Here is a 22,075-nt window from a genome sequence, read left to right as displayed (position 1 = left end):
TGCTCGGGGTGCCCACCGCCTACCTCGCCCACGACAAGCCCGACGCCATCCTCGCCCGCCTCGGCCTCGACGGCCCCGGCATCGCTCGTGCCGCCCTCGAGGCCCTCGAGCGCCTCGGCACCGGGCGCGGCGCGGGCGCGCCGCTGCGCCTGCCGTAGCGCGGGGCCTCAGCGACCGCGGCCGGCCGCGCCCGGAGCAGCCGGGGTGCGGCCCTCGTCGATGGCGCAGGTCGTCGCCTCCGGCTCCGCGCACCGCTCGCACTCGAGCTCGAGGGTGGCGTGGGCGATGTTGAAGCGGCTCGCGAGCGTCGCCTTCACCGCCTCGCCCACCTGCTGGGCCGACTCGAGCGTCGGGTGGCCGGCGAGCACGAGGTGGGCCGACAGGGCCCGCAGGTCGCTCGAGATGCTCCAGCAGTGCAGGTCGTGCACGTCGCTCACCGCGTCGACGGCGAGGACCGCTCGCCGCAGCGCGTCGAGGTCGAGGTCCGAGGGCGAGGCCTCGAGGAGGATGTCGACGCTCTCGCGACCGAGGCGCACGGCCTGCGCGGCCACGAGGACGGCGATGGCGAGGGAGACCGCCGAGTCGAGGGCGCCGAAGCGCCCGGTCGCGGCGATGACGATCCCGGCGGCGAGGACGCCGAGGGAGGCTGCCGCGTCGGCGGCCAGGTGGAGGACGGCGGCGCGCACGTTGAGGTCGGCGCGCCCCTCGAGGAGGACGGCCGCCGCGGCGAGGTTCGCGGCGAGGGCGCACCCGCCGATGACCGCCACGAGACCGCCGTCCACGGGGGGCGGGCGCAGGAGGTGCGCCACGCCGACCGCCACGATGAGCACCGTGACGACGAGGAGCAGACCGACGTTCGCGAGCGCGGCGAGGATCGTGGCGCGGTGGAAGCCGAACGATCGCGTCTGCGTCGGCGACCGCAGCACGAGGCGCGCCGCGACGAGGCCGAGGCCGAGGGCGACGGCGTCGGTGAGGTCGTGGCCGGCGTTCGCGACGAGCGCGCCGGAGTGGGCGACGACGCCCGCCACCGCCTCGGCGACGACGAGCGCGAGGTTGACCGCGAGGGCGACGCCGAGGCGCGCCGCTCGCCGGCGAGCCCGCTCCGGGGTGGCCGGCGCCACCTCAGCGGCCGCGCGCGGCTCGCAGCGGCGCGTGGTCGCCGGCGTGCACGGCCAGCTCCTCCCGGACGATCGCGACGTCCTCGCGGTGCGTGACGCCGATGCAGCGCGCCTCGGTGTCGACGACGTGGACGCTGTCGGCGCGCGACTCGACGAGGGCGCCCACCACGTCGGGGAGGAGGAGCTCCGGGCGCGGCGCCCGCTCGGGCTCGAAGCGCTCGAGAGCCGACGCGAGGTGGTCGAACATGCGCGGGTGGAAGCCCCACAGGTTCATCGAGACGCGCTCGTCGCCCGAGAGCTCGCGCACCTCCGCCGCCGTAGCGCCCGGCCTCGCGAGCGGGGCCGCCTCGAAGCGCCCGTCGTCGCGCAGGCGCACCGTGTGCTCCACGATGCGGAGCAGCTGCTCGTCCTCGCCGACCTCGCACAGGCCGCGGGTGACCGGCCCGGCGGTCAGCACGGTGCGCACGAGCCGGTAGGCGACGAGGAGGTGGCGGCTCGCCGCGAGCGGGTCGCGCGCGCTGAGCTGGCTGGTCGGTGCCGAGAAGTGCTCGAGGAGGGTTCCTAGGGCCGCCTCGCCGTACAGGTCGTCGGCGTTGGCCACGCCGAAGGGGCCCTCGACGGCCGGCCGGGCCGACAGGACGGCCTGCGCCGTGCCAGGCCGCGCCGGCTGGCAGACGATCGCGACCGAGAGCGTCGCCGGCCAGCGGCGCCGGACGTGGGCGAGGATCTCCTCGCGGATCTCCTCGCGTACGACGAGGACGACCCCGCTGTAGCCGCAGGCCTCGGCGGCACGCGCCGTATAGTCCATGATGGCCTCGCCGTTCGGGCCGACGGGCGCCAGCTGCTTCAGGCCGCCGAAGCGCCGACCGTGCCCCGCGGCGAGGACGACGAGCTGCACGGGAGCATCCTAGGGCGCTGCCGGGCCGAGGGCGCCGGTGCCGCCCGGGAGCGCCCGGCGTGGGTCGTCGGGGCGGGGAACGAGCGAGGCGAGGAGGTGCGCCGGTGGGCGAGCGAGCAGGCGCGACGGGAGCGGGTCCCGAGGCAGCCGACGAGGCGGCGGGCCTCGAGCCAGCCGAGCTCGCCGCTCGTCGCCAGGCGCTCGCCGAGCTCATCGAGCTGATGCGCCCGGCCGTGCAGATGGACGGTGGCGACCTCGAGCTCGTCGACGTCGACTACGCGGCTGGCGTGGTCGAGGTCCAGCTGCAGGGGGCGTGCGGCTCGTGCGCCATCTCCGCGACCACCCTCCAAGGCGGCGTGGAGCGGCTGCTGAAGGAGCGGCTCCCCTGGGTCACCGAGGTGCGCGGGGGCGTCGACGAGACGGTGGACCCCTTCGAGAGCATGGCCGCCGGCCGAGGTGCGTACGTCCCCCGCTACTACTGACCGCCCTTCCAGGCAGCCGCTCGCCGGCGGCCCCCGCCCGGGCGGCGCGCCCGGTCTGGCGATCGTCGAGCTCGACGTCGAGTCGCCGACGGCGCGCACGCTGCTCGCGCACGCCGTCGCCTACCTCGAGGCCTGCTACCAGGCGGCCGGCGGCTTCGCCCCGCTCGACCCCGCCGCCTTCGCGCCACCGCGGGGCGCCTTCCTCGTCGCGAGGCGCGGTCGCGAGGCGATCGGCTGCGGCGGCCTGCGTGACGTGCCCGGCGAGCGCGGGTCCTGCGAGCTGAAGCGCATCTGGGTGGAGCCCGAGCACCGCCGGCGCGGCGTCGCGACGGCGCTCGTCGCCGCGCTCGAGCGCCGCGCCGCCACCCTCGGCTACCGGCGCGTCGTGCTCAGCACCGGCGCGCGCCAGGAGGCCGCCGTCGCCTGCTACGTCGCCGCCGGCTACGAGCGCATCCCCGGCGACCTCCGCTACGGCGGGGAGGTCGTCACCTTCGAGAAGCGGCTCGTGCCGAGCGCATCGCCGCCCGCAGGTCGCGGTAGCCGAGGAGCCTGACGCCCGCGGCCCGCGCCGCCTCGGCGAGCTCGCCGCGGCAGGCGAGCTCGTGCTCGGCGACTCGGCCGGCCCAGTCGTCCGTGGCGGCGCGTAGCTCCGGCGTGTCGACGGCGGGGCGGAGCGTGACCTCGGTGCACCCCGGGCCGAGCGTCGCGAGGGCGGCGTCGATCGCCTCGCGCGTGGCGCCGAGCGCCGAGGCGGGGAGCAACCGGTCGGGGGCGAGGACGCCGCGTTCGGCGGCGAGCGCGCGGAAGGGGAAGCCGACGAGGCGCTCGTGGTCGGCTGCGGGCAGTCGCACCGGCAGGCGCAGCTCCTCGGCGAGGTCGAGGTAGACGTCGAAGAACTCCGGCTTGAGCTCGACGCCGTCGAGGTGGGTGGCGAGGTGGCTGACGTCGAACCCCCACAGCACGGCGCGCTCGAGCTGGGCGCGCCACTCGCGGCGCACCTCGTCGAGATCGGCGTGGTCCCAGACGTCGGCCACCGTCCGCGGGAAGCCGCCGTCGCCGTCGAGGAGCGAGGGGGCGTGGGTGATCGGCCCCCAGCGGTACAGGTCGTGCTCGGCGTTGAGCGTCAGCTGGACGCCGACGTCCTCGCCGCGGTAGCCGGCCGCCGCGGCGCGCGACCAGGGCGCGGGGACGAGGAGCGTGGCCGAGGTGGCCGCCCCCCGGCGCAGCGCGTCGTAGACGGCGAGGTTGGTCGCGTGCGAGAAGCCGAGGCCGGCGCACGAGACGATGAGCACCCGTGCGTCGCTCTCGAGGCCGAGGCGCTCGGCGGCAAGGCTCACCGTCGCGACGCTAGCGTCCGCTGCGGGACGCGCTCACCGTCCCAGGCGCGCCTGCAAGGCGGCGTCCTTCGCGCGTACCTGCTCCCCGAGGCGCTGCTGGTAGGCCGAGACGCGTGCGAGGACGGCGTCGTCGCCGGTGCCGAGGATGCGCGCCGCGAGGAGCCCGGCGTTGCGGGCGCCGTCGATCGCCACGGTCGCGACCGGGACCCCCGAGGGCATCTGGGCGATGGACAGCAGCGAGTCGAGGCCGTCGAGGTTGGGGAGGGCGATCGGGACGCCGATCACCGGCAGCGGCGTGACGGCGGCGACGACCCCGGGCAGGTGGGCGGCACCGCCCGCGCCGGCGATGATGACCCGGATGCCGGCGTCCCTCGCCCCGCGCGCGTAGGCGAGCGTCTCGTCGGGGGTTCGGTGCGCGGAGAGCACCCGCATCTCCCAGTCGATCTCCAGCTCGCCGAGCACCTCGGCCGCCGGACGCATCTTCGGCTCGTCCGAGTCGCTCCCCATGACGATCGCGACGCGCATCGCTCCTCCTCGTGACGGTGGGCGGGATCGTAGCGGCGCTGCCGGCTCGCCTGCGGCCCTCACCGCCGTCCGAGCGGCGCGAGGCGCCGGCCGAGGGCGCCGAGCGCGAGCCCGACCGCGACGCCGGCCACGACGTCCGAGGCGTGGTGGATGCGGACGTAGACGCGGCTCGCGGCGACGATCGCGGCGGTCGCGAGGTAGGCGGGGGCGAGGCGGTCGCCCTCGGCGAGCAGCGTGGCGCCGCAGAAGGCCGCGGTGGCGTGACCGGAGGGGAAGCTCGACGAGAGCGGCTGGCGCAGCGGCAGCGGGTGGTCGTGGACCACGGCGGGCCGACGCCTCGAGAAGAGCGACTTCACGACCAGGTTGACGAGCAGCGACTCGACCCCGGTCGCGACGATGGCGCGCAGCGCGGCCCGCTCGTTCGTCCGCCCGCCGCGCAGCGCCCGGAGGAGGGCGAAGACGACCCAGATGAGGCCGAAGTCCCCGAGTGCCGAGGCGGTGTAGAAGACGCGGTCGGCGAGCGGGCGTCCCCGCAGGCGGGCGAACAGCGCGTCGGCGCGCGCGTCGAAGGCGGCAACGAGCTCCCGGGTCACGTCGGCGCGAGGCTACCGGCCCGCGCCGAGCGGTCGGGGCTCGACGCCCGCGCCCGCCGAGACCGCCGCCTGGGCGGGGCAGCGCTCCTGGAAGGCGCAGTAGCGGCACAGGGGCGACGGGCGGGGCCGGAAGTCTCCGGCCTCGCAGGCTCGTTCGATCGCGGCCCACGCCGCGAGCGCGCGCTGGCGCAGGCCCCGCATCGACTGGGCGGTCGGGGTCTCGGCCACGACGACCTGGTCGGCCAGGTAGAGCAGGCGGATCTCGCTGGGCCGTCGCCCGAGCAGCTGCTCGCAGAGGTACGCGTAGAACAGGACGCCGAGCAGGCGCGACCTGGACCGCTCGGGGCGCGGCGCCCGTCCGGTCTTGTAGTCGACGACGACGAGCCCCCCGTCCGCCGCGAGGTCGAGGCGGTCGATGATGCCGCGCAGGACGACGCCGTCGACCTCGACGCGCAGGTCGAGCTCGAGCCCGATGGGGTGCACGGTCGTCGGGTCCTCGAGCTCGAGGTAGCGCTCGAGCAGCTCGCCCGCCTCGCGAAGGAGGCGGGCTCTCGCCGTCGCGTCGAGGCCGAGCTCGTCGAGCGCGCCGCGAGCCTCGGGCTCCTCGCTCGCCGCGGCGAGCGCCGCCGCGAGGCGGGCCGGCGAGCGAGCTGGGGCGGGGACGTCGCCGAAGAAGCGCTGGAGGCTGCGGTGCACGAGCGTCCCCCGCACCTGTGCGGGCGTCGGCGGCTCCTCGAGGCCGTCGACGTAGGCGAAGCGGAAGGCGAGCGGGCAGGACGCGAACCTCCCGAGCTTCGACGGGGTGAGCGTGACCGGCGGCGCGAGGCGCATCGGCCGAGAGGCTAGGCGCGAGCTGCCTCGATCGCTGCGACGATCGAGCCGGCGACGCGAGCGGGATCCTCGAGCGGACCGAAGTGGCCGACGCCGTCGACGGCGGCGAGGACGGCACCGTCGATGCCGGCCGCCGTCGCCGCGGCCACGTCGCGCGAGAACCGGTCGCTCGAGGACCCGAAGGCGACCACGACCGGGCAGTCGAGCTCGCCGAGGCGCTCGTCGACCTGGCAGCGGAGGGCCGCCTCGAAGACGCGCGCCTCGTCCTCGGGGTCGCAGGCGAGCACGACGCCACCGTCGGGGGAGTCGACGAAGCCGTGCTCGACGTAGGCGGCGAGGCAGGCGCGATCGAGGACGGCGAGCGGCGCCCGGGACGCGTAGCGCTCGAGGGCCTCGGCGCGCGTCGCGAAGCGTGCACGGCGGTGCCGCGCCTGGTCGGCGAGGCGCTCGACGCCGGCACGCCGGCGCGCCGGGGCCGGGATGACCATGGGCTCGAACAGGTACAAGAGCGCGAAGCTCTTCGGCCGGGCGAGCTCGGCGAGGACGAGCGCGGCACCGCCGCAGGAGTGGCCGACGCCGATCGGCCGCTCGAGGGCGAGGCCCCCGAGGGCGGCGAGGACGTCCTCGCCGAAGCGGCTCCACTCGAGGTCGCCGGCCGCCGAGCGGTCGGAGGCGCCGTGGGCCCGCAGGTCGAGGCCGTAGACGTGGGCGTGGCGGGCGAGGTGGCTGGCGAGCGGTGCGTAGGCGCGCGCGTGGAAGCCGGTGGCGTGGACGAGGAGGAGCGGCCGGCCGCTGCCTCCGAGATCGTGGACCGAAAGGCGCGTGCCGTCGGTCGCGAGGACGTCCCGAGAGGGCACGAGCCACCTTAGCGAGCGCCGCCGCGAGGCGGTGACCGCCGTGCGAGCGCGCCATCGGCTACAACTTCGGGCGTGGAGTCCTTCCTCTCGCACGCCGGCTACGGCGCGCTCGTGCTGTTCGCGTTCGTCGAGGCGTGCTGCGTGCCGATCCCCTCGGAGATCACCTTCGGCTTCGCCGGCTTCCTCGTCTACGAGCACCGGCTGAGCTTCGTCGCCGTCCTCGTGATCGGCACGCTGGCAGAGCTCGCCGGCTCGCTCGCCGCCTACGGGATCGGGCGCTTCGGCGGTCGCCCGCTCGTCGAGCGCGTCGGCCGCTACGTGCTCCTCACGAACGCGGACCTCGACCGGGCGGAGCGGTGGCTGTCGGGACGTGGCGAGGTGGCCGTGCTCGTCGGCCGGGCGATGCCGATCCTCCGCTCGTTCACGTCGGTCGTCGCCGGCATCGCGGACATGCCGGCGGTGCGCTTCGGGGTGCTCAGCCTCGTCGGCACCGCCTGCTACGTCGTCGCGGTGACCGCCGCCGGCCGGGCGCTCGGCAGCGCCTGGCACTCGGTCGTGCACGGGTTCTCGCTCGCCGGCTACGTGCTCGTCGCCCTCGCCGTCGTGGCGATCGCTGCCTTCGTCGGGCACCGCCTGCGCACGCGACGGCTCGAGCGCGAGGAAGCCTCCGCACCGCTGTCGTAGCCGGGCGAGCGCGAGCGCTCGGCGCTGCGAGCCTCGCCGACGGGCACCCGCCGGCGCCGCCGTGCGCCGACCGGGAGGACCGGTGAGGGGACCTTCGGCTCTGCCGGGCCGGCCGTGGCGCTGCTTGCATGGGCATCGCCCCGCGACCGCGAGGTCACGGGCGGCAGCGGCGGTGTCGGCACAGGGAGGCAGCCATGGGTCGGGTCGAGGGGAAGGTGGCGATCGTCACGGGCGCGGCGTCGGGGATCGGCCGTGCCGCGGCGCTCCTGCTCGCCCGGGAGGGCGCAGCCGTCGCGGTCACCGACGTGCAGGACGAAGCGGGCCACGACACGGTCAAGGCCATCGCGAGCGAAGGCGGCGAGGCACGCTACTGGCACCTCGACACGAGCGACGAGCACGAGGTGGCGCAGGTCTTCGGCGAGGTGGTCGACACCTACGACCACCTCGACGTCCTCGTCAACAACGCCGGGATCTCCGGGGTCAACAAGCCCACGCACGAGATCGCCCTCGAGGAGTGGAACCGCGTCATCTCGATCAACCTGACGGGCGTCTTCCTGTGCACGAAGCACGCCATCCCGCACCTGCGGCGGAACGGCGGCGGGAGCATCGTCAACCTCTCGTCGATCTACGGGCTGATCGGCGCGCCCGATGCGCCGCCGTACCACGCGGCGAAGGGCGGCGTGCGGCTCATGAGCAAGACGGACGCCCTGCTGTACGCGGCGGACAACATTCGGGTGAACTCGGTGCACCCCGGGTTCATCTGGACGCCGATGGTCGAGCACTTCCTCGCCGAGCAGGGCGACGTCGAGCAGGGTCGCCAGGCGATCGACGCGCTCCACCCGATCGGGCACATGGGCGAACCCGACGACATCGCCTACGGCATCCTCTACCTCGCGTCCGACGAGTCGAAGTTCGTGACCGGCAGCGAGCTCGTCATCGACGGCGGGTACACGGCACGCTGAGGCGCCGCTCCGGCCGGCGGCGAGCGGAGGGCGCACCCGTGGCGGGCCGGCCCCGGTCGCGAGCGCGCGGCGCGCTCAGAGCTCCTCGGGGTGCTCCCCGAGGCGCTCGGCGGCCGCGGCGACGACGGCCTCGGCCGCGGCGACCGCGTCGAGGCGGCGGTCCTCGCGCGCCGCGCGGCGGTCCTCTTCGCGCACCCACTGCAGGAAGATCACCGCCAGCGCCGCGACGGTGAACAGCTCGGAGAACCCCCACAGCACGCCCCCGCCGGCGCGGGTGTCGGCGAGGGTGTGCTCGGGCGCGATGGGGTGCGCCATGTTGAGGATCGCCACGCCGAGGAAGGACGCGAGGGGGATGCCGAGGCCGAGGTAGCCCATCCTCGCTGCGTGCCCGAGCCGGTGCGGGATGGGGTCGAGGCCGACGACGAGCCACCAGTACAGGCAGCCGGCGAGGAGGAACACGAGGTGGGTCGCGTCGTGGAGCACCGGATGGCGCAGCGAGGCGCCGTACAGCGGGGTCAGGAAGTAGGCGTACATCGTGGCGGTCGCGACGCCGAAGGCGACGAGCGGATGGGTGAGGAGCTCGACCGGGCGCGAGTGCAGGACGCGCAGGAGCCGGCTCGTCGTCCGCCGGCGTGTCGCCTGCAGGAGGAGGGTGATCGGCGCCCCGAGGGCGAGCAGCGGGGGCGCGGCGTTCATGAGCAGCAGGTGCTGGACGACGTGCACCGTGAACACGGAGTCGTCGTAGCTCGCGATGCCCGAGCCCACGGCGAGCTCGACGAGCACGAGGCCGGCGCCGAAGGCGGCGCTGCGCCAGGGCGACCAGCGTCGCTTGCGCCGCGCCAGGCGATGGACGCCCGCCGCGTAGGCAGCGCCGAGCGCGGCGAGCACCGCGAGGGCGGTGAGTGAGCCGGCGTCGTGCTGCCAGCCGGTGAGCAGCTGCCCGAGGCGAACGGGAGAGGAAGCCGCCGCGGCGAACCACATCACCTTCGACCCTACCGCCGCCCCGGCGCGCCGGCGCCCGGTGGCGGCTGGCTACCCCGGGGGCACGGCGCGCGCCGCGAGGTCGGCGAGCAGCTCGTCGTCGCCGGGGAGGCCGACGAGGGCGAGCCCGAGCGGGAGGCCGCCGGCGCGCACGAGCGGCAGCGCGACGACCGGCGCGCCGGCCAGCCCGGCCGGCGCGGTGAGCCCGAGGGTCCGCCAGCGCCCCGCCTCCTTCGCCTCGCGCGCCTCGTCGAGCAGCGGCGCCGGGCCGCAGGCGGCGGCCTGGGCGAGGAGGGCGTCCTCGCCGAGCAGCGCGACCAGGCGTGCCCGCACCTCCTCGCGCACGAGCGACGCCTCTGCTGCCTGCTCGGCGCTGACTCGCGCCGCGGCGGCGAAGCGGGCGGCGACGCCGGGCCCGAGGCGCGGGTGGCGCTCGCCGATCCACGCGCCGTGGCTTCGCCAGGCCTCGCGCATCTGGAGCGTGCGGAACGCCTGGCGGGCTCGCTCGACGAGGTCGTCGCCGAGGCGGACGGCGACGACCTCGGCGCCGAGGAGGGCGGCGAGGTCCTCGACGGCGGCGGCGAGCGGTTCGCGGCTCTCCTCCTCGACGAGCGCGTCGAGCTCGTCGAGGACGACGAGGCGACGCAGCTCGTCGAGGCGGTCGGGGCGGTGCTGCCGGCCGCGCCGCTCGAGCGGGCCGGGCGCGCCGGCGAGCAGCGCCTCGAAGGCCGCCTCGAGCATCCTCCCGTCGGCGGCGAGCAGGCCGACCGTGTCGAAGCTCGGAGCGAGCGGCACGACGCCCTCGCAGCTCACCGCACCGTGCGACGGCCGCAGCCCGCAGATCCCGCAGTAGGAGGCGGGGACCCGGATGGACCCGCCGGTGTCGGTGCCGAGGGCGAAGTCCACGACGCGCCCGGCGACCGCCGACGCCGAGCCGCTCGAGGACCCTCCGGGGACGCGGCCGGGGGCCGCGGGGTTGCGCGGCGTCCCGTAGTGGACGTTCGTCCCCGAGAGGCTGTAGGCGAGCTCGTCGGTCACCGTCTTGCCGACGAGGTCGGCCCCGGCGGCGAGGAGCGCCGAGACCGCCGGAGCGTGGCGCGTCGCGATCGGGGCGTCGGCGAGGAAGTCGGGGTTGCCCGCGCCCGTCGCGAGCCCTGCCACGTCGAACAGGTCCTTCACCGCGAAGCGCCGGCCGGCGAGCGGGCCGCCGGCCGCGCCGCTCGCGATCGGGCGCGGCCCGACGACGAACGCCCCGAGCTCGTCCGGCGGCCGCTCGCCACCCACGCCGAGAGTCAAGCACGTCGCAGCGCGCCGGGCGCCGGGCGTCAAGTGACCTTCGGCCCTGATCACGCGCGGGGCGGGGCCCCAGGCTGACGTGGTGCGCATCCGCGTCGTCCTCGCGTCGCAGAGCGCGGCGGTGCGGGACGCGCTCGTCGAGGTCATCGAGGCCGAGGCGGACCTCACCGTGGTGGCGGCCGTCACCGCGGGCGAGGAGCTCGCCGCCGCCGTCGCGCGCGCCGAGCCCGACATCGCCGTGCTGGACGTCCCGGCGCCCCTCGCCGGCGGTGCCGAGCTGTGCCGACGGGTCCTCTCGGCGCGACCGGGGACGGCCTGCCTCCTGCTGTACGCGTACGCGGACCGGCCGGCGATCGCGGCGGCCCTGCGGGCGGGCGCCGCCGGCTGGGTGCTGAAGCAGATCCGGGGCAACCAGCTCCTCGCCGCGATCCGCGCGCTCGCCGAGGACCGCGGCGGTCTCGCCGACCTCGGCGCGCCCGAGGCGGATCCGTCCGCCCTCGGGCTCGGCGCACCGGGGCCGGGCGGCCCGGTGGCGGGACCGGCGTCCTCCGGCGCCGTCTGCTGACGCTGCGGCGAGCGGCGCGGGAGTGGATCGCCTGGGGAGAAGCTCGGGATTGCCGAGCCGCGGCTGGGGACGTAGTCTGCCCGGAGGGGCAGGCCGGCCGGCGCCCTCGGGTACGCCGGCGAGTGACGACCGACGGAGGGCGAGCCGCATGGATCGCCAGGGGCTGTGCCGGCTGCCGGTGGCAAGGCGCGGGGCATGTCGCTAGCGCGGTGGTCGTGAGCCTCGGGTGGCCGACCCGGCAGGAGCGGACGGGGCTCGCTACGCAGGTGGATCCGGTCGCCCTGGCGAGCGGCCTCGAACCGGTCATCGAGCTCGTCCGTGACGCCGCGCTCCTCGTCGATGGGGACGGGACGGTCGTCGCCGCGAACCGCGCCGCCGAGCGGCTCTTCGGGCAGGAGCGGGCGCAGCTCGTGAACCGGGCGATCGACGACCTCGTCGCTTCGTACGAGCGGGCCTGCGGCGACCTCGGGAGCGAGCGCGGCGGTCCCGGCGACGGGGGGCGGGCCGCCGGCGCGTCGGCGGGGGCGGGCAGCCGCATTCGGCGCGCCGACGTCCGGGTCGTGCCCGTCCTCGCGGGGTCGACCGGCCTCGCCGTGGCCGTCGTGCGCGGCGGGACGGCACCGGGCGAGCCCGAGGCCGAGGCGCTGCTCGCTGCCTTCGTCCAGTCGAGCCCCGATGCCCTCGTCTCGTGCACGCGAGCGGGGGTCGTCACGGGCTGGAACCCGGCGGCCGAGGAGCTCTTCGGCTACCGATCCGACGAGATGGTCGGGCGCGACCTCGGGGTGCTCTTCGACGAGCAGGCTGCTGGCGAGTTCGAGGAGGTCCTCGCCTCGATCCTCGCCACGGGCCGGCCGGCGCGCGTCGACGCCTGCTGGACGGCGCGAGACGGCAGCCGGATCGACGTGGCCCTGTCGCTCGCGGCGATACGGGACGCCGCCGGAGAGGTGCGGGGCTTCTCGGCGATCATCCGGGACATCGCCGATCGCAAGCGCGACGAGGCCGAGGTGCGCCGGCTCTTCGCCGAGGAGCGCCGTCTCCGGCGCCAGCACGGCATCACGGCCGAGGTGCGCCTCAGCCTGCTCGCCGGCGACCCGATGGAGCACACGTTGCGGACGATCTGCCGGCACGCCGGTGACCTCGTCGAGGTCGCGGCGGCGATGGTCCTCGTCCACGACGGCGGGAGCCTCGAGGTCCTCGCCAAGGAGGGCGACTCGGCGCTCCTCGAGGCGTTCGGGCCGCTCGAGCGCGACCTGCTCCGGCGGGTCGCCGAGACGGGAGGCGTCGCGGGCCAGCGGCTCCCGGCGGGCGCGGCCTGTCCGGCCGCCTCCGTGCTCGCAGCACCCCTCGCCTCGGCCTCCGGCGTCGCCGGGGCGCTGTGCTGCCTGCGCTACGGGACGCAGTGGTCGCCCGACGAGGTGGCCGCCGTCTCGAACCTCGCCGACCAGGCGTCGGTGACGATCGAGCTCAGTCGGACGCGCGAGGACCGCGAGCGCCTCATGCTGATCGGCGACCGGGACCGGATCGCCCGCGACCTCCACGACCTCGTCATCCAGCGGCTGTTCGCGTCGGGCATGCGCCTGCAGAGCATGCGGCCGCTGCTTCGCGACCCGGACGTGCGCGAACGCGTCGACGCGGTGATCGACGAGCTCGATGCCACGATCGGCGAGATACGCACGACCATCTTCGGCCTCTCGCACCACTTCGGTCCTCGCCCGGGGCTCAAGTCCGAGATCCTCTCGCTCGCGCAGCAGGCGGCGGGCGGGCTGGGCTTCATGCCGGCGGTGCGCTTCGAGGGCGTCGTGGACGCCGCCGTGCCGGAGGAGGTCGCCTCGCACGCCGTGGCGGTCGTGTCGGAGGGACTCTCCAACGCGGTCCGCCACGCCCGGGCGAGCCGCGTCGAGGTCTCGGTCCAAGCCGGCGAGGAGCTCGTCGTCGAGATCGGCGACGACGGGGTGGGCATCGCCGCCGCCGCCCGCACGAGCGGGCTCGGCAACCTGCACGAGCGAGCCCTCGCGCTCGGCGGCAGCTTCGAGGTGGCGCGCCGGCCGGGAGGGGGCACGCTGCTGCGCTGGCGTGCGCCGCTCACGGGCAAGGTTCCGGACACCGTCCAGGCCTGACACGAGCAACGGGGCCGGCGGCGCGCCCGGGCGAGCCCGCCTCGCGGGCCACGGCGAGCGGGCGTGACCTCAGGAGGCCCGCGGGGCGACGTCGTCGAGCGAGCGCAGGGGGGGCTCGATCGAGAGCCGCCCCGCGACCCCGGTGACCTCGAGGAGCCGGCGGGTCGAGCGCGTCGGCCGGGCCACGACGAGCTCGGCGCCGAGCCGCCGCAGGTCGCCGGCCGCCCGCAGGATCTCGACGAGTCCGGCGGAGTCCAGGAAGGCGAGGCGGTCGAGGTCGAGGACGACTCGGTCGATCCCCGGTCGGTGGGCGGGCAGGAGGAAGCGCCAGAAGCGCCCGATGCTCGAGCGGTCGAGCTCGCCCGAGAGGGCGATCGTCGCCACCGGGCCGGCGACGTGCATGCTCGCCGACAGCGGCTCGATGCGTCGTCCGCGTGCACCGACTGCGCCCATCTCCGCCCTCGCTCCGCACCACCTCGCGCCCCACGGCTGCTCGGAGGCTGCTCCGGCGGCCGCTGCCCGGCGCCGGACGGCCCCATTCCAGCCCGCCTGATCCTCGCGCTGAAGTGCCGAAGGTCACTGCCCGAAGGGGCCAAGGTCCCTAGGCGGGTCCCGTCGAGCGCGCCGCGACGCGACGGCCATGAGCGAGATGGCGTTGATGAACCAGACGCTCTCGACCGTCCAGGGCGTGTACTTGCGGATCGTGTTCACGAGCGTGTAGGGCGTGAACCAGCAGTTGTGGTCAGGGTGCACGACCTCGACGAAGGTCTTCTCGCCGGGCAGGTAGTCGAAGAAGCCCCGGCAGGAGTAGGCGTCGGGGACCGTGATGAGGACCTCGGGAGCGTCGATCGCGTCGAGCTCGGCGAGGAAGCCCTCGGGGTTGCCGACGTGCTCGAGCACCTCGGGGACGAGCACGACGTCGTAGCTGGCGGACACCTCCCGCAGGCTCGTGTACAGCTCGCCGCGCACGAACGGACGGATCGCCGCCGTGGCCTGCGCGTGGGGGTCGACGCCGTCGAGGCGCGCGCAGACCGGGTCGAGCTGGACGTGGAGGTTCGACCGCACGTCGGTGATCGGCCAGTCGGCGCAGCCGACGTGCAGCACGCGCCTACCGGCGAGGATGCGCCGGAAGACCTCGAGGCGCGGCACGCGCGCGAGCTCGGCGTGCACCGGGACGCGCTGGACGAAGTAGGGGTCGTGCGCGGCCTCGAGCGGCCGGCGCGCTCCGGTGTCGACATCGGCCATCGGCGCTCCTCGCCCGTGGCTAACGGCGCGCCGTGCCGACGGGTTGACGGCGGCGGTCGGGCTCGCAGCTAGCGGCTGCCGAGGCGCTCGGCGACGGCGGCGCGCAGCTCCTCGAGGACGGTCGTCGCCTCCCGGCGCGCACCGGCGAGGCCGGCGTGCCCGGGCGGGGGCGTGCGGACCTCGAGGTAGGCCTTGAGCTTCGGCTCCGTACCGCTCGGGCGGACGACGACGCGCGCGCCCCGCTCGAGCTCGAAGACGATCGCGTCCGTCGGCGGCATCGAGCCGCGGCCCGCGGCCAGGTCGACGGCGGCGAGGACGCGCAGCGGGCCGAAGGCGCGCGGCGGCGCCGTCCGCAGCTCGGCGAGGATGGCGGCGATCTCCCGGGCGCCGTCGGACCCCTCCCGGCGCAGGGACCAGTGGGTGCCGGCGTGCACCCCGAGGCGCTCGGCCAGCGCATCGAGGAGCTCGAGGAGCGAGCGCCCCGCCGCCTTGGCGCTCGCGGCGAGCTCGGCGGCGACGAGCGCGGCGCTGATCCCGTCCTTGTCGGCGACCGCGTCGCACGCCGCGTACCCGAGCGCCTCCTCGTACCCGAAGAGCAGGCGAGCGCCGACGTGCCGACGAGCCGCCCGGGCGATCCACTTGAAGCCGGTCGGCGTCTCCTCGTAGGCGACGCCGGCCTGCGCGGCGAGGGCGCCGAGCATCCTCGAGGAGGCGACCGTCGTCGCGACGACGCGGCCGGGCCCGCTCGAAGCCCGCAGGAGGTGCTCGGCGAGCAGGATGCCGAGCTCGTCGCCGGTGAGCGCCCGCCAGCCGTCCGGGGCGGGCAGCGCCAGTGCCAGCCGATCGGCATCGGGGTCGTTGGCGAGCACGACGTCCGCGCCGACGCTCGCCGCCTGCTCGAGGGCGAGCGCCAGCGCGCTCGGCTCCTCGGGGTTCGGGAGCGGCACGGTCGGGAAGTCCGGGTCCGGCGCCTCCTGCTCGCGCACCGTCTCGGCCGGCGGGAACCCGGCCGCGGCGAGGAGCCGAGGCAGGAGCAGCCCGCCGACGCCGTGCAGGGGCGTGTAGACGATCCGCAGCGCACGCGCCCCGCCGGGGGTGAGTACCTTGAGGACGGCGTCTGCGTAGGCGCGAACGAGCGACTCCTCGTCGAGCACCTCCACCGGGGCCGCGCGGCGCCCGGTCGGCGGCGGGCTCGCCGCCTCGATGGCGCGGGCGATCTCGCCCTCCTCCGGCGGCGCGGCGAGGGCGCCGTCGGCGAGGTAGATCTTGAGCCCGTTGTCGCCGGGCGGGTTGTGGCTCGCCGTGACCATCACGCCGGCCGCCGCCCGGAGGTGGCGCACGGCGAAGGCCGTGAGCGGCGTGGGGAGCGGCCGGGGGAGGAGGAGCACCGGGACGCCCGCCGCCGACAGGACCTGCGAGACGTCGGCAGCGAAGCACGAGGAGTGGCGGCGCGCGTCGTGGCCCACGACGACGCCGCCGGCCCACCCGCGGCCCTCGCCGAGGAAGCGCGCCAGCCCGGCGGCGGCGCGCCGCACGACGAGGCGGTTCATCCGCGCCGGTCCCGCGCCGACGGGCCCGCGCAGCCCCGCGGTGCCGAAGCCGAGCGGCCGGGCGAAGCGCTCGGCGAGCGCCTCCTCGTCGCCGCGCTCGAGGAGCGCCCGAAGCTCGGCGCGCGTCGTCGGGTCGGGGTCGGCCGCGATCCAGGCCGCCACCTCCTCGCGGCGAGGCCCACGGGTCACGGCACGCCCGTGCGCCAGGGGGCGGCGAGGGGGCGGGGCCCGGACCGGCCCTCGGTCAGCGCCAGATCGCCTCGCCGCTCGCGGGGTCGAAGAAGTGGAGGCGCTCGGGGTCGAGCGAGAAGGTCGCCCGTGTCCCGGCGCGCACCTTGGCGCGCGCGTCGACGCGCGCGATCCCCGCGCCGCTGCTCGTGAGCTCGCCCGAGGCGCCGAGCTCGTCGCCCTCCGTCGTCTGCGAGCCCTCGGGGTGCACCCGCGTCGCGTCGATCGAGAAGTGGACGAGCAGCTCGGAGCCGAGCGCCTCGACGAGGTCGACGTCCCCCTCGAGCGTCTGGCCCGACGTCCCCGTGGCCGCCGGGAGGTCCTCGGGACGGATGCCCGCGACGACGCGCGAGCCCGCGTAGGCGGCGAGCGCGGGCCGGGCGGCGAGCACGGCGTCGGGGAGCGCCACGGACTGGCTCCCGATCGTGAGCCGGCGGGCGCCCTCGTGCAGCCTCGCCTCGTAGAGGTTCATCGCCGGCGAGCCGATGAAGGCTGCCACGAAGAGGTTCCTCGGGCGGTCGTAGAGGGTCTGGGGCTCGTCGCACTGCTGGAGAACGCCCGCCCGCAGCACGGCGACGCGGTCGCCCATCGTCATCGCCTCGGTCTGGTCGTGGGTGACGTAGAGCGTCGCCACCCCGAGGCGGCGCTGGATGCGCGACACCTCGGCGCGCATCTGGACGCGCAGCTTCGCGTCGAGGTTGGACAGCGGCTCGTCCATCAGGAACACCGACGGCTCGCGCACGATCGCCCGGCCCATCGCGACGCGCTGGCGCTGTCCGCCCGAGAGCTGGGCCGGCTTGCGGTCGAGCCACTCGGTGAGGCCGAGCACGGCCGCAGCGGCCCTCACCTTGGCGTTGATCTCGCGCTTCGGCAGCTTGCGCAGCTTCAAGGCGAAGCCGATGTTCTGCGCGACCGTCATGTGCGGGTAGAGGGCGTAGTTCTGGAAGACCATCGCGATGTCGCGGTCCTTCGGTGACACGTCGTTCACGACGCGCTCGCCGATGCGCACGGTTCCCGAGGAGACGTCCTCGAGGCCGGCGACCATTCGCAGGGCCGTCGTCTTGCCGCAGCCGGAGGGACCGACGAGGACCATGAACTCGCCGTCCGCGACCGTGAGATCGAGCTCGTGGACCGCCTCGAAGCCGTTCGGGTACACCTTCGTTACCCGCTCGAGCACCAACCCAGCCACCGTCGTCCTCCATCTCCTCGCAGGTCGCGTGCGCTCGGGCCCCTCAGGTTAGCCGTCGCCGGGTCGCCAACGCCGTGGTGCTCGGTCGCGCGCTACGCGCCGAGCAGCGCCCGCCCCTGCTCGCGAGCGATGTCCTCGACGGCGAGGACCTCGGGCCGGTGCTCCTCGGCCCGCCGGATCGCCATCAGCGGGATGGCGGCGTGGCCGTCGGCGATCGGGACGAAGGAGACGCCAGGCACCCGCAGGACGGCCGTCGACGCGGGGAGCAGGCAGAAGGTGCGCCCCTCGGCGAGCAGGTAGGAGCGGATCACGGCGCGGCGCGCGCCCTGGACCACCTTGGGGTCCGTGCCCGCCTGGCGGCAGATGGCGAGGATGCGGTCGAAGTACTCCGGCGCCGTCTCCCGCGGCCACAGCAGCAGGTCGAGGCCCTCGAGCTCGGCGAGGGAGACGCTCGATCGGCGTGCCGCCGGGTGCGTCGCGGCGAGGGCCGCGCACAGCGGCTCCTCGACCAAGGTGGTCACGACGAGCCCGTCCTCGAGGGAGGGGCAGTGCGCGAGCCCGACGTCGAAGCGACCGTCGCGCACGCCCGGGCCGACCTCGCCCGTGTCGACCTCGCGCTCGTCGACGACGACGTCGGCGAGCCGACGCTCGAGGAGCGGGAGCAGCGCCGGCATGAGCCGGTTGCCGACGCTCGGGCTGAAGGCGAGGAGGAGGCGGGTCTTGCGGGTCGTGGCGACGCTGCGGGCCTGGTCCACGCCCCGGTCGATGAGCACGAGGGCGGTCTCGACGCAGCGGAGGAGCTCCTCGCCGGGCTGCGTGAGCGTCATTCCCTGGGGTCCGCGGACGAACAGCGGCACGCCGACGTGGCGCTCGAGGCGGCGTATGTCCTGCGAGAGGGAGGGCTGCGAGACGAAGAGGCGAGCCGCTGCCCGCCGCACGTTGCCCTCCCGGCCCACGGCGACGAAGGCCCGCAGGAGCCGCAGGGAGACGTTCATCGGCGGCATAAGCAAGACCCTATCGGCGAGCGCTCCCGGGAGCTGGGCGCCGAGGCGCGCGCTCGCCGGCGAGGCGGGGACGCGCCTCACCGCAGGAGACCGATGCGCTCGACGGGCAGGCCGACGACGGCCCGGAGCGCCTCGAGGCGCTCGGGGGGCGCGGCGGCGAGGAAGCACGTGCTGGCGCCCGCGGAGAGCTCGAGGTCGACGGGGGGCAGGGCGTCGACCTCGAGCTCGAGGCCCGCCGTCGCGGCGAGCTCGCCGGCCTCGTAGCCGGCTCCGCGGCTGCCCACGGGGAGCAGCTCGTGCACGAGGCCGCTCGAGCGCGCGGCCTCGACGTGGCGGATGGAGGCGACGTCGGCGTCGCCCTCCCGGTAGGGGCGGGTCACCCCGTCCTTCGGTGTGCCCACGCAGGCGACGGCGTCGCCCCGCTGCGCCCGCCCGAGGAGGAGCTCGCCGTGACGGGCGACGCCGAGGACGGTCACGCCCACGCCGGTCTGGACGGTCGGCATGTTCGTCTCGTCGCTGCCGGTGACGACGACGCCGCCGCCGGGGAGCTGCGCCAGCGCCTCGGCGATGCCGGCGAGGATGCCCCGGCCGGTCGGCTCGAGCTCGCAGCAGAGGTTGTCCACGACGATGAGCGGCGTCGCGCCCGCCGCGAGGACCTCCATGAGGGGCACCTTCGCGGCGCTGTAGCCGGTCAGCGCCGGGTCCTGGCGGAGGTGGTCGGCTGGCTTGCTCCCGATCGCGGCGTTGGCGTCGCAGGCCACCACGAGGAGGGCGGTGCCGACGTCGACGACGAGGAGGTCGCGCACGCGCCGGACCGCGCCGTCGGGCCAGGCTCCCCGGGCGCACCGCTGCGCGAGGGCCTCCGCGAGGGTGAGGGTCGGGACGACCGGGAGCGGGGTGCTGCGGCCCGTCACCGGTCCGCCCCCGCGGGCGTCGCGACCCGTGTCGGGGCGGGACGCCGGCCGACGGTCGCGCGCAGCTCCCGGCGTCCTGCGGTGCCCGTTGACCAGCCGGTACGCCGCTTCCTAGCGTGGCGACCGTGCCCACCCACGCCGCGACGAGCCCCATCTCGCGCCGGCCGGGACGGCGCGAGCACCTGCGCGCCGCGCAGGGCGAGGTCGGCGGGTACGTCCTGCTGCCCGGCGACCCCGGGCGCGTGCCGCTCGTCGCGTCGCACCTCACCGGCGCGCGCGAGGTCGCGCACTTCCGCGAGTTCCGCACCTTCACCGGCGAGCTGGACGGCGAGCGCGTCTCGGTGACCTCGACCGGCGTCGGGGGTCCCTCGGCGGCCATCGCCGTCGAGGAGCTCGCCCAGCTCGGCGCGCACACCTTCGTCCGCATCGGCACCTGCGGCGCGATGCAGCCGGACATGAGCATCGGCGAGCTCGTCATCGCGTCGGGGGCGATCCGGGACGAGGGGACGACGCGTCAGTACGTCCCGCTCGAGTTCCCCGCCGTGGCGCACCCGGCGGTGCTCGAGGCGCTCGCCGCCTCGGCGGCGGAGCTCGCGGCTCCCTACCGCGTCGGTGTCGTGCACTCCAAGGACTCCTTCTACGGCCAGCACGAGCCGGGCAGGATGCCGATCGCCGACGAGCTCGCCGCGCGCTGGCGCGCCTTCACGGCCGCCGGCGCGCTCTGCTCGGAGATGGAGACGGCGGCGCTGTTCATCGTCGCCGGCGCGGTGCTCAAGGGCAGGGTCGGCTCGGTGCTCGCGGTCGCGGGCAACCAGGTGAGCGGCGAGCACCTCGACCTGCCGGGCGCCCGGGAGCGGCGAGACGCCGGGATCGAGCGCGCCGTCGCCTGCGCGATCGGCGCCCTGCGACGCCTCATCGCCGCCGCTCGCGTCACTTGAGCGCCCCCTGGAGCAGCCCTCGGAAGAAGGTCCGCTGCGTCGCCACGTAGGTGGCGATGGCCGGTCCGGCGACGATGAACGAGGCCGCGGCGAGCGATGGCACGTCGGTCAGGTACTGGCCCTGGAAGTTGGCGAGCCGCAGCGGCACGGTCTGGAGCTGGTTCGAGCTCGACATGACGAGCGGCACGAGGTACTCGTTCCACGACGCGAGGAACGTCAGCATCATGAGGGTGAGGATTGCCGGCTTGCCGATCGGGACGAGGATCCGCCACAGGATGCGCAGGCTCGAGGCGCCGTCGAGGCGCGCCGACTCGATGAGGGACGGGGGGACGGAGGCGAAGAAGGCGCGCATCCAGAACACGCCGAACGCGAGGTAGATCCCCGACTCGGGGACGATGAGGCCCCAGTAGGAGTCGGTCAGGTGGACCCGCTGGAAGTCGAAGTAGAGGGGCACGATCATGACGTTGAACGGGACGGTCATCCCCGCGAGGATGACGTAGAAGAGAGCCCTCGAGCCCACGAAGCGCATCGTCCCGAAGGCGTAGCCGGCGAGCACCGAGAGGGTCGTCACGATCGCCACGACCGGGATCGCCACGATCGCGCTCGTGGTGAGCGCCTGGCCGAAGTCGCCGAAGCGCCACGCGTGGGCGTAGGCGGCGAAGGTGGGGTGCGGCGGGATCGACACGCCGTCGAGCTGCGTGCCGGGCGGGAAGAACGAGACGATGGCGACGACCACGAGCGGCGCCAGGGTGAGGACCGACGCGGCGACGAGGATGGCGTAGCGGACGGCGACGTCGCGCCGCGTGTGGACGCTCACGAGCGGTCCGCCAGCCTCGAGATGCCGATGGCCGCTGCCATGATGACGACCGCGAGCAGCACGGCGAGCGCCGCCGCGTCGCCGACCTCGTTCAGCACGAACGCGCGCGTGTAGATGAGGGTCGACAGCACCTGGGTCTGGTTGCCGGGCCCGCCCTCGGTCGTCACCCAGATGAGCCCGAAGTTGTTGATCGCCCCGACGAGGGTGAGGACCGACGCGACGGCGATCACCTTGCGCAGGCCCGGGACGGTGATGGTGAAGAACTCGCGCACCGGCCCGGCGCCGTCCACGTTGGCGGCGTCGTAGAGCTCCGGGTCGATCGCCTGGGCCCCGGCGATGAAGAGCACCATGCACAGCCCGGACATGAGCCAGATGCCGATCACCCCCTCCGTGGGCAGCGCCCAGGTGAAGTCGCCGAGCCAGACCCGCGTCAGGCTGGCGAGGCCGACGGCGCGCAGGAGCTCGTTGAACGGGCCGTTCTCCGCGACGACCCACTGCCAGGCGACGCCGACGACGACGACGGAGATGACCTGCGGCAGGAAGAGCAGCGCCCGCCAGGTCGCGAGCAGGCGGAGGCGGAGCCGCGCGAGGACTGCGGCGAGGACGAGCCCGAGGCAGATGGGGATCGCGGCGTAGAAGGCGATGATGACGAGCGTGTGGACGACCGCCTGGCGCACGAGCGGGTCGCCGAAGGCGGCGGCGTAGTTGCGCACGCCGACCCAGTGCATCGGCGAGGCCCCGTCCCAGTTGAAGAGCGAGATGACGACGCCGTGCGCGAAGGGCACGACGACGACGAGCGCGTAGAGCACGAGCGCCGGTAGGACGTAGGCGTAGGCGGTCCGCTGGCGCCGCGCCGGCGCGCTGACGGCGCGAGGCGCGACGCGCCGGCCGGCCGGGCTGTGGACCCGGCCGGCCTCGACCGCGACCGCGGCGCGCGCCATCTG

The 22,075-nt window shown here is 75.6% G+C and carries 24 protein-coding genes; 7 read left to right on the top strand and 17 right to left on the bottom strand.

All coding sequences use genetic code 11. The features are described from left to right. Positions 1 to 167 precede the first annotated feature (167 nt). Both VKV23_08360 and VKV23_08355 read right to left on the bottom strand, forming a co-directional pair. Positions 168 to 1,121, bottom strand: a complete 954-nt coding sequence (locus tag VKV23_08360) for a cation diffusion facilitator family transporter (GenBank protein HLI16047.1) — start codon at positions 1,119 to 1,121, stop codon at positions 168 to 170. Position 1,122: 1 nt separating this feature from the next. Continuing rightward, a complete protein-coding gene (locus tag VKV23_08355; protein ID HLI16046.1) occupies positions 1,123 to 2,016 on the bottom strand; it encodes an NTP transferase domain-containing protein in 894 nt (297 codons plus the stop codon). Between the two features lie 104 nt (positions 2,017 to 2,120). Here VKV23_08355 and VKV23_08350 point away from each other — a divergent pair, with 104 nt between their 5' ends. Next, positions 2,121 to 2,498 carry a NifU family protein gene (locus VKV23_08350; protein ID HLI16045.1) on the top strand — a complete coding sequence of 126 codons (378 nt, stop codon included), beginning with the start codon at positions 2,121 to 2,123 and terminating at the stop codon, positions 2,496 to 2,498. Further along, positions 2,473 to 3,051 carry a GNAT family N-acetyltransferase gene (locus tag VKV23_08345; protein ID HLI16044.1) on the top strand — a complete coding sequence of 193 codons (579 nt, stop codon included), beginning with the start codon at positions 2,473 to 2,475 and terminating at the stop codon, positions 3,049 to 3,051. Before VKV23_08350 ends, VKV23_08345 begins: the two co-directional genes overlap by 26 nt. Here the strand turns inward: VKV23_08345 and VKV23_08340 are convergent. The 5 genes from VKV23_08340 to VKV23_08320 are packed head-to-tail and all read right to left on the bottom strand — an operon-like array spanning position 2,984 to position 6,641. Then, complete coding sequence (locus VKV23_08340; GenBank protein HLI16043.1) at positions 2,984 to 3,835, bottom strand: ChbG/HpnK family deacetylase; 852 nt, start codon at positions 3,833 to 3,835, stop codon at positions 2,984 to 2,986. The two genes, VKV23_08345 and VKV23_08340, sit on opposite strands and share 68 nt — an antisense overlap. A 33-nt stretch (positions 3,836 to 3,868) precedes the next feature. Next, entirely contained in the window at positions 3,869 to 4,360 is a 492-nt protein-coding gene (gene purE, locus VKV23_08335; protein HLI16042.1) for a 5-(carboxyamino)imidazole ribonucleotide mutase, read from the bottom strand. Positions 4,361 to 4,419: 59 nt separating this feature from the next. Beyond that, complete coding sequence (locus VKV23_08330; protein ID HLI16041.1) at positions 4,420 to 4,953, bottom strand: phosphatase PAP2 family protein; 534 nt, start codon at positions 4,951 to 4,953, stop codon at positions 4,420 to 4,422. A gap of 12 nt (positions 4,954 to 4,965) precedes the next feature. Next, positions 4,966 to 5,784, bottom strand: coding sequence for a PD-(D/E)XK nuclease family protein (locus tag VKV23_08325; GenBank protein ID HLI16040.1), 819 nt, complete (start codon positions 5,782 to 5,784; stop codon positions 4,966 to 4,968). A gap of 11 nt (positions 5,785 to 5,795) precedes the next feature. Beyond that, the gene (locus VKV23_08320; protein ID HLI16039.1) at positions 5,796 to 6,641 is read right to left on the bottom strand and encodes an alpha/beta hydrolase; all 846 of its coding nucleotides are present in this window, start codon (positions 6,639 to 6,641) and stop codon (positions 5,796 to 5,798) included. Positions 6,642 to 6,713: 72 nt separating this feature from the next. Here VKV23_08320 and VKV23_08315 point away from each other — a divergent pair, with 72 nt between their 5' ends. Beyond that, positions 6,714 to 7,325: a DedA family protein gene (locus tag VKV23_08315; GenBank protein HLI16038.1), complete on the top strand. Its 612-nt coding sequence runs from the start codon at positions 6,714 to 6,716 to the stop codon at positions 7,323 to 7,325. Between the two features lie 194 nt (positions 7,326 to 7,519). Then, a complete protein-coding gene (locus tag VKV23_08310) occupies positions 7,520 to 8,287 on the top strand; it encodes a glucose 1-dehydrogenase (protein ID HLI16037.1) in 768 nt (255 codons plus the stop codon). Between the two features lie 75 nt (positions 8,288 to 8,362). On the opposite strand, the gene VKV23_08305 is transcribed toward VKV23_08310, so the two are convergent. Next, positions 8,363 to 9,268 (bottom strand): cytochrome c oxidase assembly protein, encoded by a 906-nt coding sequence (locus VKV23_08305; protein ID HLI16036.1) that lies wholly within the window; start codon positions 9,266 to 9,268, stop codon positions 8,363 to 8,365. A gap of 51 nt (positions 9,269 to 9,319) precedes the next feature. Continuing rightward, a complete protein-coding gene (locus tag VKV23_08300) occupies positions 9,320 to 10,552 on the bottom strand; it encodes an amidase (GenBank protein HLI16035.1) in 1,233 nt (410 codons plus the stop codon). A gap of 94 nt (positions 10,553 to 10,646) precedes the next feature. Here VKV23_08300 and VKV23_08295 point away from each other — a divergent pair, with 94 nt between their 5' ends. Next, on the top strand, positions 10,647 to 11,129 hold the full coding sequence (locus VKV23_08295) for a response regulator (protein ID HLI16034.1): 483 nt from the start codon (positions 10,647 to 10,649) through the stop codon (positions 11,127 to 11,129). 215 nt (positions 11,130 to 11,344) lie between these two features. After that, positions 11,345 to 13,246, top strand: coding sequence for a PAS domain S-box protein (locus tag VKV23_08290; GenBank protein ID HLI16033.1), 1,902 nt, complete (start codon positions 11,345 to 11,347; stop codon positions 13,244 to 13,246). Positions 13,247 to 13,315: 69 nt separating this feature from the next. Here VKV23_08290 and VKV23_08285 read toward each other — a convergent pair whose 3' ends face one another. The 6 genes from VKV23_08285 to VKV23_08260 form a co-directional block, all read right to left on the bottom strand. Next, positions 13,316 to 13,699 (bottom strand): STAS domain-containing protein, encoded by a 384-nt coding sequence (locus VKV23_08285; protein HLI16032.1) that lies wholly within the window; start codon positions 13,697 to 13,699, stop codon positions 13,316 to 13,318. 123 nt (positions 13,700 to 13,822) lie between these two features. Then, positions 13,823 to 14,491, bottom strand: a complete 669-nt coding sequence (locus tag VKV23_08280) for a hypothetical protein (protein ID HLI16031.1) — start codon at positions 14,489 to 14,491, stop codon at positions 13,823 to 13,825. Between the two features lie 68 nt (positions 14,492 to 14,559). Continuing rightward, positions 14,560 to 16,203 carry a phospho-sugar mutase gene (locus tag VKV23_08275; protein HLI16030.1) on the bottom strand — a complete coding sequence of 548 codons (1,644 nt, stop codon included), beginning with the start codon at positions 16,201 to 16,203 and terminating at the stop codon, positions 14,560 to 14,562. Between the two features lie 82 nt (positions 16,204 to 16,285). Then, positions 16,286 to 17,458, bottom strand: a complete 1,173-nt coding sequence (gene ugpC / locus VKV23_08270; GenBank protein HLI16029.1) for a sn-glycerol-3-phosphate ABC transporter ATP-binding protein UgpC — start codon at positions 17,456 to 17,458, stop codon at positions 16,286 to 16,288. Positions 17,459 to 17,550: 92 nt separating this feature from the next. Further along, entirely contained in the window at positions 17,551 to 18,543 is a 993-nt protein-coding gene (locus tag VKV23_08265; GenBank protein HLI16028.1) for a LysR family transcriptional regulator, read from the bottom strand. Then, positions 18,540 to 19,376 (bottom strand): AIR synthase related protein, encoded by an 837-nt coding sequence (locus VKV23_08260; protein ID HLI16027.1) that lies wholly within the window; start codon positions 19,374 to 19,376, stop codon positions 18,540 to 18,542. Before VKV23_08260 ends, VKV23_08265 begins: the two co-directional genes overlap by 4 nt. Positions 19,377 to 19,501: 125 nt before the next feature. On the opposite strand from VKV23_08260, the gene VKV23_08255 reads away from it, so the two are divergent. Further along, on the top strand, positions 19,502 to 20,314 hold the full coding sequence (locus VKV23_08255; protein HLI16026.1) for a nucleoside phosphorylase: 813 nt from the start codon (positions 19,502 to 19,504) through the stop codon (positions 20,312 to 20,314). Here VKV23_08255 and VKV23_08250 read toward each other — a convergent pair. After that, complete coding sequence (locus tag VKV23_08250) at positions 20,307 to 21,131, bottom strand: carbohydrate ABC transporter permease (protein ID HLI16025.1); 825 nt, start codon at positions 21,129 to 21,131, stop codon at positions 20,307 to 20,309. The two genes, VKV23_08255 and VKV23_08250, sit on opposite strands and share 8 nt — an antisense overlap. Continuing rightward, a complete protein-coding gene (locus VKV23_08245) occupies positions 21,128 to 22,072 on the bottom strand; it encodes a sugar ABC transporter permease (GenBank protein ID HLI16024.1) in 945 nt (314 codons plus the stop codon). The genes VKV23_08250 and VKV23_08245 overlap by 4 nt, the downstream gene beginning before the upstream one ends. Positions 22,073 to 22,075: the final 3 nt, after the last annotated feature.

The organism is Acidimicrobiales bacterium (genome assembly GCA_035294085.1).
GTDB lineage: Bacteria > Actinomycetota > Acidimicrobiia > Acidimicrobiales > Bog-793 > DATGLP01.
This window is presented reverse-complemented; position numbering and strand designations above follow the sequence as displayed.

Coding starts and splice junctions, on each gene's coding strand:
- purE (HLI16042.1), bottom strand. CDS start 4,360: ATGCGCGTCGCGATCGTCATGGGGAGCGACTCGGACGAGCCGAAGATG.
- VKV23_08325 (HLI16040.1), bottom strand. CDS start 5,784: ATGCGCCTCGCGCCGCCGGTCACGCTCACCCCGTCGAAGCTCGGGAGG.
- VKV23_08310 (HLI16037.1), top strand. CDS start 7,520: ATGGGTCGGGTCGAGGGGAAGGTGGCGATCGTCACGGGCGCGGCGTCG.
- VKV23_08305 (HLI16036.1), bottom strand. CDS start 9,268: ATGTGGTTCGCCGCGGCGGCTTCCTCTCCCGTTCGCCTCGGGCAGCTG.
- VKV23_08285 (HLI16032.1), bottom strand. CDS start 13,699: ATGGGCGCAGTCGGTGCACGCGGACGACGCATCGAGCCGCTGTCGGCG.
- VKV23_08280 (HLI16031.1), bottom strand. CDS start 14,491: ATGGCCGATGTCGACACCGGAGCGCGCCGGCCGCTCGAGGCCGCGCAC.
- VKV23_08245 (HLI16024.1), bottom strand. CDS start 22,072: ATGGCGCGCGCCGCGGTCGCGGTCGAGGCCGGCCGGGTCCACAGCCCG.